General features: G+C 33.8%; 1 pseudogene. It reads right to left on the bottom strand.

Annotated features, from left to right (window positions below):
* Positions 1-275, bottom strand: a pseudogene (locus AAEY80_RS14525) (hypothetical protein); the annotation flags it as partial.

Genomic DNA, 275 nt, shown 5'->3' with positions numbered 1-275 from the left:
AGATGATACAGCCCAGCCAAAGCCATAATGCACAAAGTGGTTAGTAACGAGTAATACAAAACCAATAATTAAATGATTTACAAAAAAGTGGTTTAAATCGCCTCGCCATTCGCTACGTAATATTTTTTGATCTTTACGATGAGGTAATAACTTTTCAATCACAATAAATATAAGTGTTGAGCCGAGTAAATCTAAAATAAACCAATCAAGCCCTATATAAGGTGTATCAGAAGCAAATTCGTTTACTTCAACGTTTGGTCCGCCAAACATAATAG

The organism is Psychrobacter sp. 78a-MNA-CIBAN-0178 (genome assembly GCF_040309625.1).
Classification (GTDB): domain Bacteria; phylum Pseudomonadota; class Gammaproteobacteria; order Pseudomonadales; family Moraxellaceae; genus Psychrobacter; species Psychrobacter okhotskensis.
This window is presented reverse-complemented; position numbering and strand designations above follow the sequence as displayed.